This window comes from Proteus sp. G2300, assembly GCF_009915965.1.
GTDB lineage: Bacteria > Pseudomonadota > Gammaproteobacteria > Enterobacterales > Enterobacteriaceae > Proteus > Proteus vulgaris.
Genome location: NZ_JAABNK010000024.1, coordinates 229216 through 241451, shown reverse-complemented (window position 1 = coordinate 241451; position 12236 = coordinate 229216). Strand labels below are relative to the sequence as shown.

Here is a 12236-nt window from a genome sequence, read left to right as displayed (position 1 = left end):
TTTTTCCTTAAGCCCGACTAATTCTGACACCTGATGTATGTACATCAGTACCCGATACAGGACTAATTTCATGAGGTAATAAGTTGCCACAGTGAACACCTGTTGTAGTCGCTGCTGTTTTTGCGCCTGCTTTTGCACCCGACCCCATATAGACAAATACAGTGTCTGGGCGAATACCTTCAGTGATTAAAGCGCGTGCTTTTTCTTTACCTACACTGTTTTCTAGAATGATTTCATCGCCATGTTTAATACCGTGATTTTTTGCTGTTTCAGGATGAAGCCAAACAGGGTTTTCCCACATTAATTCAGCTAATAACGGCACATATTGTGTTGCACCATTAGTGTGGACGGCGACTTTACCTTGGATAAAATAAAGTTCATCTTTTTCTTTTAATGGGAAGTTGTGGAAGCGTGGGATACCGTAGTTTTCTAAACGGCTTTCTAATTCTTCAGAGTAGATTTCAATTAAGCCGCTTGGTGATTTAAATGAGAGGGCTTTTTCCATGGTATTGTTGCTATCAACCTGTTTGATGGCATCAGGATATTGATCAACAAAGGCTTTTACATAAGACGGTTCGCGTAATAATAGTGGAACGCCATAAGAGATATAGCCTTTTTTATGCATCTCTTTATAAAGTTCTTCGCTACCATTAACTTGATAAAGCTGTCTTACACCCATGTTTTCCCAAGGGAAACAGGCTTCTAATCCTAATGCTTTACCTAATTCCATCCAAATTAACCAACTCGGTTTAGTATCACCAATAGGTTCGACAACTTGCTGGCGCAATGCATAAGCGGGATTTAAACCTGAAACATCAGCAACTTCTTCATCACGTTCTAAATAGGTACACTCAGGTAATAAATAATCGGCATAAGCGGCACTTTCGCTTAAATACACATCACAACTGACAATTAAGTCTAACTTTTGTGCTGCTTTTTCTAGATCAGGACGGCAACTGACTGTTTGGAATGGATTATGACGAGACATAATCCATGCTTTTGTCTGATACGGCACGCCTTCTAATGTTGAGTCGATAATCGATTGAACAATACCGCCACCTTTATTGATGTATTTAAATTGAGGTGCTGTTGCATCAATGCGTTTTGCGGTAATTTCAGGCATACCTTTAACACTTGGTTTTGCTAATTCAGGAGCAACCGCAATGCCTGCTAATTTATTGTATTTTGTCGCTGCTTTTTTCTGATACAGCCCCCCTTCACGTTCAATGTTGCCGAGTAACGCATTGAAGGTGAAGATCATCCTGCGCATATTAATTTCTTCTTTATTAAAGGTAGCGCGGTGACCAGGCATAATCAGTGCGTGAGGTGCTTTTGCTGCAATCTCACGAGCAATACGAACAATATCTTTAGCTGGAACATCAGAGTGTGCTTGAGCCCATTCCGGCGTTGTTTCTTGTAGAACGTCTTTTAATTGTGGGAAACCTACCGTAAATTTCTCAACAAACTCTTTATCGTAGAGATCTTCTTTGATGAGGATATGGCACATGGCCATAAGAACAGGCAAATCTCCTCCTGGACGAATAGCAAACCACTCATCCGCTTTACTTGAAACAACCGATAAGCGCGGATCAAAACTGACTAATTTTGCACCACGCTCTTGTGCTGTCATGAGTTCATGTGTTTCAGCAACTTCGATGCCTTCATAAAGGTTGTGACCGAAAGAGAGAATATATTTTGAATTTGCGAGATCCATCTTAAGATCGCCACCCATCATAACAGATGCAGCAATCGCTTTACCGGCAGGGCAAGTAGAGGCATGTGTAAAGGTGTTTGGTGAACCAAATGCAGCCGCTAAATGGAATAGGTGAGAGGAGAGTGAACCTGATTTAGATGAAAAGGAGATGCTCTCTGCGCCATAGTTTTGTTTTATGGCATTCATTTTTTCTGCTATTTCTTTATAAGCTTGTTCCCAGCTTATGACCTCCCATTCACCTGCACCTCTTGGGCCTTTATGTTTCATGGGCTTGACAATACGGTTTGGATCATTAACAAGGCTAACGCCACTTCCACCTCTGGCGCAAACTCGGCTACTTTGATGTTCTGCGTTTCGGTTTCCTTGGATAAATACAGTTTTATTGTTAACAACTTGAGCCTCTATCGGGCAACGATAGGAACACATCTCACATAGACTCGGTGTTAATGTTGACTGACCCTTAAGAGAATCTACAGGATTAAATGCAAGTGCACCAGGTGGTAAACTACTGACGGTACAACCTACACATCCTACCCCCATCCCCTTAATGAAAGAACGACGACTAATACTCATATAACCTCCAGTTTCTTCTTATAGCTAAATATTATATATAGACGATTAAATAAATATTTGAAGGTGCCTCCAGTTTATTAATTCATAAGTGATAAGTTAGTTGTAAATAATAAATAATAGAGAATAAGACGTTAATAAATGTCACAAAATAAATTAACTAAAATAGACAAAATTAAATGATAATTATTTTCTTCTATTAACTTATGTTATAAAGGTTATGAGGTTAAAGAGCAGATTTTAATGAATGCCATAGTTATATTTACTTCTTTTAAATTCACTCACTTACGTCATTAATCTGTTTTATTAAAGTGTATTTAAAATATATGATTTGTGACAACAAATAATTGACAAAAAAAACCATCGATATATAATTATCTATATATCGATGGTAGGTGTTATTGTAATTAATTTGTTATTTAAAAATAAAATTAAATAATATTTTTTAGCGATATTTAAATCCAGTTTTTTCTTAAAATATAATTTGTAAAAAATAGCTAACTTATTATTTTGATGATAAATACGAGTAAAAGAGAAAAATAAACAGATGATGTTTTATACGAAACATCATCATTGAAACGTAATCAAACTGATACGAAAAATGAGACAATCTATAAATTATTATTCATTATGTTTAAATATTAATTAATAAAGCTAATAGTTATGGGGTTGTGTGTGGATTGTCAAAAGGAGCTATTTTTTGTTTTATACATCTCAATAATATTAATGCCAAGTAAATATGCGTAGGAAAAAGTTTAAAAGGAATGTTAAAAACAAAATGGCTTATTGAATACTGAGAGTCATTGTGTTTGCATGTTGTCAAAATATTTTTCTATCTTTCTTATATAAAAGAAAGGATTTAAAGCAACATAATGATTAAGACAAGACTCAGTAACAGGGGATAAACTCTCGCATGCCATTTATCGGGAAAATGAGATAAAAAGCGCTCAGAGATCTTCAAGCCTATCCATGTACTACAAATCAGAATAAAGACTGCTTTTAGCCAAATATAACCAATAAAACCAGATTCACTATTTAAAGGGGAAGTAAAGGAAAGTGCGACATAAGTGAAGGTTGCAGTGAGTGCTAAAGGTAAGGTTAATGTATTTGCCATGGCTGCAGATTGTGCCATTGGTGTCCCTCTACGACGTAACAGAGGAACAGTCATTACACTTCCGCCAACGCCTAAAAAAGCGGCAATAATACCAATGACAACACCATTAATCGTTTCTCTTGCTTTAGTCACCTTTTTTGTGTGGTGAGTTGGAGCCATAAAACCAGGACGAAAATAGCAATCTAAAATAGTGACAAAGAGATAGCCAATAAAGATCCATTTGATCCAAGAGCCTTCAATCGTTAATGCGAGAAGGGCACCTAAGATCCCCCCACAAGCAATCCCAATAAAAAGGATGAACATGCTATGCCAATTAAGCCTTCTTGCCTTATGGTGTTTAATGGTTGTTATTGTTGCAGAAAACAACATAATTAATGTCGAGGTGGCAACAGCTATTTTCATTGCATGCTCAGCAGGTAAGCTGTCTATTCCCCAGAGTGTTAGAATAAGCGTGTAGAGTAAAGGAACCGTGACAAAGCCACCGCCAAAGCCAAATAACCATGTTGTAATGCCTGAAATTAAACCAAACGAAATCAGCCAGAATGTCATTTCAAATCTCCTGTTGAGTCAGGAGATCAACAATATAGAATAAAATAATGGCTTGCCCACGAGATAATGACAAGTTTATATGAATTTAGGACAATTTTAATATTATGCGTAATATCGATATTAACAATGTGGATCATCTTCCCCGTGATATTTTGGCATTAGGATCTGATTATCCTTATGACACATTACTCGAAGCACATCATCATCGACGAGCCCAATTTTTATATGCCCCAAATGGTGTTATGAAAGTTAAAACTGAAGATGGCCAATGGATTGTATTACCTTACAGCGGTGTGTGGATCCCTGCTAAAAAAGTACATCAAGTGCTAATGTTGGGTAGCAGTACTTATAGTCTCTATATTGAGCCGAATAAAGTACCTCGTTATTCGGAATATTGTGAGGTTTTACACGTTTCTCCTTTGTTTCATCAGCTATTACTTTCAGCAAATCAACTTCCTTTGCTTTATGATTTAGGTGGGAGAGATAGCGCTTTATTAACGTTACTTTGTCATGAATTAACTCAGGCCAAATCATTACCTTATTTTACACCTTTACCTCAACATGCTTTATTGGATTTACAATGTACTGAATTTATGTCACAGCCCAATATTCGTACCACACCAGAGATGTGGGCTGAGAAATTAAATAAGAGCTTGCGTACTTTTACGCGACTCTTTCATAAAGAAACGGGTCTCTCTTTTCGCGAGTGGCGTCAAAAAGCGTGTTTAATGTATGCACTAACAGCATTAAAGAAAGGTCATTCAGTCACCGAAATTGCTTTAGAATTAGGGTATGAGAATCCGAGTGCCTTTAGTGCAATGTTTAATAAAGAGATGGGATACTCACCGAAATTATTTTTAAAGCAATTGAAAGCATTTTAGTAAAACAGTTATATATAAGAATAAACACAATCATTGATGATGGTATTTATTATTCCCTTTTTAAGGGAAATTTCACTGTTCAAAAAAGAAACAAAAAAATTCCTTCCAATATCAGTGCGTTAAAACTTGATTAATAGAGAGTGAGGGAGGTAAAATAAGGTTCATCCATAAGTCATACATCACTTCATTACGTATGTTCCCTTAGTTAAATGGATATAACAAGCCCCTCCTAAGGGCTAGTTACAGGTTCGATCCCTGTAGGGAACGCCATCTATTGTTTAGCCTTAGATGTCGAATATATTCCTAGAGTAGCCGTTTTGTATTCACTCTATTATCGCCATAGTTTCGCTTCTTCGTTTAATAACAATTTTTTCGTACTCTAATGCTAAGAGCAATTAGTGATAAAAGAATATCAGTAAACGAGTATCAAGCATTTCAATACTAGCCCTATAATATTGGGCTAATATTGTAAATTAGCTCAATGGGATAATCCTAAAAACTGAATTATCTTATAAGATCAACGCCTAATAAAAGTACCACTTGTGACGTATTGACAGTATTATGTGTAGAGTTTATGAATATGCGAACTATGATGCTGCTCATCATAAGATAATTAGCGGAGAACATTATGAAGTATCGCCTGTGCGGTGTTGCTCTTTCAGTCGCCTTACTTTCAGGATGTGCAAGTACCCCTAATAATGGGGAGGCGCGCTCTGACCCATTGGAAGGGTTTAACCGCCAGATGTTTGATTTTAACTACTATGTTTTAGACCCATATATCTTACGTCCAGTTGCGGTTGTTTGGCGTGATTATGTGCCCCCTCCAGCAAGAAATGGCTTATCTAATTTTCTTGGTAATCTAGAAGAGCCTGCAAGTATGCTAAATAGTGTATTGCGTGGTGATTTTGAAAAGGGAGCAAAACATTTTGGTCGTTTTTGGATCAATACAGTCTTTGGTATGGGTGGCTTAATTGATGTCGCTGGTATGTCCAAAGAAACAATGGAAAAAGAAGTGCCAATGCGATTTGGTAGTACGTTAGGGCATTATGGTGTGGGTTATGGTCCTTATGTGGTTGTCCCTGGCTATGGTAGCTTTACTGTCCGTGAAGAGGGTGGTGACTGGGCTGACTTAACATATCCCATGTTGAGTTATTTAACGTTTTGGATGTCAGCGGGTAAATGGGCATTAGAAGGCATTGAAACACGTGCACAGTTGCTCGATTCCGATGCTATTTTGCAAAACTCCTCTGATCCTTATTTAATGATGCGTGAAGCTTATTTCCAAAGTAATGACTTCAAAGCGGGTACGGTAAAAGAGAATCCTAACGCGAAAGCGATTGAAGATGATTTAGATTCCATTGACTAATCTTTGTGGTTAGTTTTAGGTATTAATAAAAAAATGGTCTTGAAAAAGACCATTTTTTGTATAAAAAGCAATATAGAGCAAGAGTTAGAAACGGTAGTTAAAGTTCATACCGTATAACCATGCTTTACCAGATGACTCGAATTCATAAGCCGGTAATGGTAAATCTTCAGATAATTTCTCTTTGATTGTGACTTTTTTACCATGCATATACGCTAAGCCAACATCCACAGACATATCTTTGTTAAATGCGTAGGTTGCACCTGCACTTAACCAGAAACGGTCTTGGTCAGGAATGGAGATAGAACGTTTATCAGCAGGAACTGGGCTATCATCAAAGGCAATACCTGTACGGAATGTCCAGTTATCATCGTGATAATAGGTTGTACCTAACGCAACACGCCATGCGTCACGGAAGCCTTCTTCTTTCTTGAATAGTTGCTGACCATCACTCTTACGTGTGGCTCTTAACTCTTCAAATGCGCTCCAGCTTGTATAAGCGAAGTTATAGTGAACCGCCCATTTTGGTGCAACGCGGTGATAAGCGGCAAATTCCCAAATTTCAGGTAAGTTAAGGTCAAGTTTACCTTTAATGGTTTCGCCGTTAGTACCTACAATTTCCATTCCTTCGAGTTGTGGAATTGAACGTAAGTCACTTTGGTATTCACCGTCTTTAAATTTAACTTTAACTTTTGAACGGTAAGTAAAGCTTACGCGATTACCTTCGTCAAATTCATATAATAAACCCGCGTTCCAGCCAAAGCCCCATGCATCACCTTTCAATTGAGCAAAGCGATCACTTGGCGATAAGCTTGATATATAACCACCTAATGGAGGTGGTAATTTATTTCCTAAAACTTTACCCGCTTCACCAACATGGCGTGTAATTTCTGCATCAGCATAAAGGGCATTTAAGCCTAAACCAACACTGAATTGATTATTAACACGGTAACCTGCACTTAGATTTAAGTTCATGGTTTTCAGATCGGTTTTGCCACCGATAAGACCAGCAGGATAATCATTCGGAAAATCTGTTGCTAAACCGAAGTTTGTTGTTCCTGATGCGCCAATGGCCCACTTATCATTAATTGGAGCAACAAAGTGGATATTGGGTACTAATGCACTTGGGGCGATATCTTTTGCAGTAGTGTCAGTACCAGTAAGAGGTGATCTACCTTTAATATCGACGCTCGGGTTAATATGGATAGCACCAACAGAGAATTCAGGGCGATCAAACATCGTGAGTGCAGCTGGGTTACGGCTACCTACGCTTGCGTCATCGGCGATAACGCCTTCCCCTGAAAATGCACGCCCTAGTGCTGAAGTAGAATATTCATTTAACTGAAAACCGGCAGCGCCTGCTTGAGAGGAGATAACACCTACCAAGGCAGCTAGTGCTGTGCGAGTAAACAGGTTTTTACGGTTCATGACCTAAACCCTCATAATTTTTTTAAGTTAGTAACTTCTGATTAGAAGCGCTGGATTTTAGGTGCGGTTGTCGTTATGACAAATCAGACCAGTTGTCTAAGTATAAAGTTGATTACCCCAAATGTTGCAAGTGTGTTTTGCAAATATTGCCAAATTGATTTAATAAATGGGATTTAGTTAACATTATTTTTACAAAATATCCCAATAAAGATAATTTTGATTGTTAAATAAACAGAATAATCAATTATTTTTGTAAATTTGTAGGATAATTTGAGCTAAAGCAGTTTATTTTATTTTTTTGCGATTATGATAGATAATTAACATTTCTTTCGTTGGGAGACTAAAATGGCAGACGCAATTAATCGCTGTAGTGCAGAAGAAACCGCTGCTTGCTGTTGTGTAGATGTGGGTACTATTATTGATAATAAAAATTGCACTGCGTCATATCAGCATGTCTTCGCTGATAAAGTACAAGCGCAAGCAATGTTGGATCAACTCAGTGCAAAAGCACAATCTATCGCTTCAGAGCCTTGTAAAATCAATCAACAATTTGCTGATGTTGATGGTGGTGTTCAACTTACCGTTGATTTTACATTTTCGTGTGAAGCAGAAAATCTGATCTTCCAGTTAGGATTACGTTAATCTGCTGAAAACAAATAGATTTAAGGCTGTTGAATGTCAACAGCCTTTTTTATGACTCGCCATTGTATTTTTTATCCTTTCTATCTTTATTGTTGGGTTCAGACATTCTATCGAAATAATGCGCGCTAACTCCCACTTCTCATAAAATGATGTTTCTGATAGGTGAAATTTTTGTTAACACTATTGTCAGGTCAGACCTCTTTGGTGTTAGGAACTCATTTTGTCAGGAGCCGTTATGAAGTCATCAACGAACAGTGCTATGAAAGATCGCATCGCCATTGTCAGCGGGCTACGTTTACCTTTTGCTAAACAAGCGACTGCGTATCGAGGAATACCTGCGGTTGAATTAGGGCGTTCAGTGGTTCAAGAATTAGTGACTCGCAATGAAATTCCTCCTGAAATTATTGATCAACTTGTTTTTGGGCAAGTGGTACAAATGCCAGAAGCACCGAATATAGCTAGAGAAATTGTACTTGGTGCTGGCTTAAGTGTAAAAACAGATGCTTACAGTGTTACAAGAGCGTGCGCAACGAGCTTTCAAGCGATTGCCAATGTCGCTGAGAGCATGATGGCAGGGCATGTCTCTGTCGGTATTGCGGGTGGCGCAGATTCATCATCTGTTTTGCCTATTGGTGTTAGTAAAAAATTAGCGGATGTATTGTTAAGTCTTAATAAAGCAAAATCATTGGGTCAGCGCTTAAGTTATTTAAGCCAATTGCGGTTTCGAGATCTTCTCCCTGTCGCCCCTGCCGTTGCTGAATATTCAACAGGCTTACGTATGGGAGATACCGCTGAGCAAATGGCAAAAACTTATCATATTTCCAGAGTCGCTCAAGATGAGTTAGCACATCGTTCTCATCAATTAGCAACTAAAGCATGGGAAATGGGAAAATTAGATGATGAAGTGATGACCGCTTTTTTCCCACCTTACAAAGAAGGTTTCCATCAAGATAACAATATTCGTAAAAATTCAGTTCTTGATTCTTACGCTAAGTTAAAACCTGCTTTTGATCGTCGCCATGGTAGCGTTACTGCCGCAAACAGTACACCATTAACAGATGGTGCAGCTGCAGTATTAATGATGAAAGAGTCCATTGCAAAAAGCTTAGGTTATCAGCCTCTTGGTTATCTACGTAGTTATGCGTTTACAGCAACAGATGTTTGGAAAGATATGTTATTAGGACCTTCATATGCCACGCCACTTGCGCTTTCTCGCGCAGGACTTTCTTTGAGTGATCTTACGTTAATTGATATGCATGAAGCTTTCGCCGCACAAACATTAAGTAATTTGACACTGTTTGCTAGCGAGCAGTTTGCTAAAGAGCAATTAGGATTATCCAAAGCAATTGGAGAAGTGGATATGGATAAATTTAATGTGCTAGGTGGCTCTATTGCTTATGGACATCCATTTGCCGCGACAGGCGCAAGAATGGTGACACAGACGCTACATGAGCTTAAACGCCGAGGTGGTGGGTTTGGGTTAACGACTGCGTGTGCAGCGGGTGGATTAGGTGTGGCAATGATTTTGGAGGTGGAATAATGGAACAACAAACAACACTAGAAAACACTTCCGTTTTCCAATTTTCAGTTCGTAACGATAAAGTCGGCGTGATAACCATTGATGTTATCGGTGAAAAAGTAAATACCTTAAAAGCTGAATTTGTGCAGCAATTCCAAGATGTTTTGAAACAAGCGCAACAACATTCGGGTGTAAAAGGGTTAATTATCACATCAGGTAAAGCAGATAGTTTTATTGCGGGTGCTGATATCTCGATGATTGCGGATTGCAAAACGAAAGAAGAAGCAAGTGCACTCGCAAAAGCAGGGCAAGATCTTTTTACCCAACTCGAAAATTATCCGTTACCTGTTGTTGCTGCTATCAATGGCGCCTGTCTTGGTGGGGGACTTGAATTAGCATTGGCCTGCCATGGACGAATTTGTTCTGATAATAACAAAACACGTTTAGGGCTTCCTGAAGTACAACTTGGATTATTGCCCGGTTCTGGTGGTACTCAGCGTTTACCTCGCCTTATTGGGGTAACATCGGCGTTAGATTTAATATTAACAGGAAGGCAAATCAATGCTAAACGTGCGTTGAAATTAGGTCTGGTTAATGATGTTGTTTCACAAGATATTTTATTAGATGTTGCTGCTAAATGGATTTTGTCGGGTAAAAAAGAACAGAAAAAACATTCAATAATGGATCGTTTCTGGGCAAATACGACATTAGGAAGAAATATACTGTTTGGGCAAGCTAAAAAGCGCGCATTAGCTAAGACAAAAGGACATTACCCCGCTGTTGAACGTATTCTACATGTAATAGAACGTGGCCTTGAAAAAGATATTCAAACAGGATTTAAAGAAGAAGCGAATGCTTTTGGTGAGCTAGCGATGACACCCGTTTCATCATCGTTAAGACACCTCTTTTTTGCTTCTACAGCACTTAAAAATGAAACGGGATCATCTGAAAAACCAGATAGTTTACATCATATCGGTATTTTAGGTGGGGGGTTAATGGGGGGGGGTATCGCTTTTGTTACTGCTACAAAAGGGCATTTACCCGTAAGAATTAAAGATATTAGCGATAAAGGAATTGCTCAAGCTTTAAATTATAGTTGGAAAGCGCTTTCTACCAAGGTTAATAAAAAGAGATTGCCGGCACGTGAACGTCAACGCCAAATGAGCTTACTTTCTGGTTCATTGGATTACAGCGGTTTCCATCAATCTAATATTATTGTTGAAGCAGTTTTTGAAGATCTTGCTTTAAAACAGAAAATGGTGGCAGATATTGAAGATTTAGGTAAAGGCAAAATTATTTTTGCGTCTAACACCTCTTCATTACCTATTCACAAGATCGCAGAAACAGCGAAATACCCAGAGAAAGTGATCGGGCTTCATTATTTTAGCCCTGTAGAAAAAATGCCATTAGTTGAAGTTATTCCTCATGAAAATACTAATGAAAAAACTATTGCAACAACGGTGGCTTTTGCTAAAAAGCAAGGTAAAGTTGCAATAGTTGTTGGTGATAAACCTGGCTTTTATGTGAATCGTATTCTTGCTCCTTATATCAGTGAAGCATTGACATGCTTAGTACAAGGTGAACCGATTGAAAATATTGATAAAGCTCTTGTCCAGTTTGGTTTCCCTGTAGGGCCGATTCAGTTATTAGATGAAGTAGGTATTGATATTGGTACAAAAATAACACCAATATTAGTGAACGCATTTGGTGAAAGATTTGCTTCTCCACCTGCTGTTGATGCCATTATTGCTGATAATAGAAAAGGGCGTAAAAATGGCAGAGGTTTTTATCTGTATACAAAACAGGTACTGCCTTTTTCATTTGGAAAAAATAAAAAACAGCCCGATCCCGCTATTTATCGTCTTTTACAAATTAAACCCAAAAGCCAATTATCTCCCTCTGAAATCACAGAGCGTTGTTTATTATTGATGCTTAATGAAGCTGTTCGTTGTTTAGATGAAAAAATTATAAAACAACCGCGCGATGGTGATATTGGCGCTGTTTTTGGTATTGGTTTTCCGCCTTTTTTTGGTGGCCCCTTCCGTTATATGGATAGCATGGGAACAACAAAAGTAACAGAAAAGCTTAATCAACTGGCTGATAAATATGGTGAAAAATATCTCCCTTGTGAACGTTTAGTTGAAATGGCTAAACGAAATGAACGTTTTTATGACTAATGAAACTGCTTTACCATTGCTTTTCCCTTTTGTGGCACTTGTTTTGATTGAGGCGCTTAGGCGCCTTTTTTCTTATACTTTTTGCGTCAGATTAATAATTGATGAATTTTTAATGGAAAAAAAGGTCGAAACTGTTAATGATAGCCGGATACGGCAATAGAGTTATTTGAAAAAAAATTTAAAAATGAAGTTTTTTTAAATAAAATCCTGAAAAATAATGTGAATTTTGTAAACTAATGGCATGATTTTAAATAGGTTATTTATGCTATTACAATTAGG

The 12236-nt window shown here is 37.9% G+C and carries 8 protein-coding genes and 1 tRNA gene; 6 read left to right on the top strand and 3 right to left on the bottom strand.

Translation table 11 applies throughout. The annotated features are described in order from the left end of the window. Positions 1 to 7: 7 nt before the first annotated feature. Together phsA and GWI97_RS15540 are read right to left on the bottom strand one after the other, a co-directional pair. Complete coding sequence (gene phsA, locus GWI97_RS15545) at positions 8 to 2287, bottom strand: thiosulfate reductase PhsA (RefSeq protein WP_036935481.1); 2280 nt, start codon at positions 2285 to 2287, stop codon at positions 8 to 10. Between the two features lie 856 nt (positions 2288 to 3143). Then, complete coding sequence (locus tag GWI97_RS15540; RefSeq protein WP_087802107.1) at positions 3144 to 3947, bottom strand: sulfite exporter TauE/SafE family protein; 804 nt, start codon at positions 3945 to 3947, stop codon at positions 3144 to 3146. A gap of 104 nt (positions 3948 to 4051) precedes the next feature. On the opposite strand from GWI97_RS15540, the gene GWI97_RS15535 reads away from it, so the two are divergent. The 3 genes from GWI97_RS15535 to mlaA all read left to right on the top strand — a co-directional run bounded on the left by GWI97_RS15535 (position 4052) and on the right by mlaA (position 6194). Then, entirely contained in the window at positions 4052 to 4828 is a 777-nt protein-coding gene (locus GWI97_RS15535) for an AraC family transcriptional regulator (protein ID WP_123822310.1), read from the top strand. A gap of 195 nt (positions 4829 to 5023) precedes the next feature. Further along, positions 5024 to 5098: transfer RNA gene (locus tag GWI97_RS15530), tRNA-Arg, on the top strand. A gap of 358 nt (positions 5099 to 5456) precedes the next feature. Beyond that, positions 5457 to 6194, top strand: coding sequence for a phospholipid-binding lipoprotein MlaA (mlaA, locus tag GWI97_RS15525; RefSeq protein WP_036935487.1), 738 nt, complete (start codon positions 5457 to 5459; stop codon positions 6192 to 6194). A gap of 84 nt (positions 6195 to 6278) precedes the next feature. Here mlaA and fadL read toward each other — a convergent pair whose 3' ends face one another. After that, complete coding sequence (gene fadL, locus GWI97_RS15520) at positions 6279 to 7619, bottom strand: long-chain fatty acid transporter FadL (RefSeq protein WP_123822309.1); 1341 nt, start codon at positions 7617 to 7619, stop codon at positions 6279 to 6281. Between the two features lie 345 nt (positions 7620 to 7964). Between fadL and GWI97_RS15515 the strand changes: the two genes are divergently transcribed. From GWI97_RS15515 to fadJ, 3 genes are all read left to right on the top strand, one after another. Next, a complete protein-coding gene (locus tag GWI97_RS15515; protein ID WP_082239452.1) occupies positions 7965 to 8261 on the top strand; it encodes a YfcZ/YiiS family protein in 297 nt (98 codons plus the stop codon). Between the two features lie 235 nt (positions 8262 to 8496). Beyond that, positions 8497 to 9801: an acetyl-CoA C-acyltransferase FadI gene (gene fadI / locus GWI97_RS15510; RefSeq protein ID WP_036935491.1), complete on the top strand. Its 1305-nt coding sequence runs from the start codon at positions 8497 to 8499 to the stop codon at positions 9799 to 9801. Continuing rightward, entirely contained in the window at positions 9801 to 11957 is a 2157-nt protein-coding gene (fadJ, locus tag GWI97_RS15505; RefSeq protein WP_036935493.1) for a fatty acid oxidation complex subunit alpha FadJ, read from the top strand. The genes fadI and fadJ overlap by 1 nt, the downstream gene beginning before the upstream one ends. Positions 11958 to 12236 lie beyond the last annotated feature (279 nt).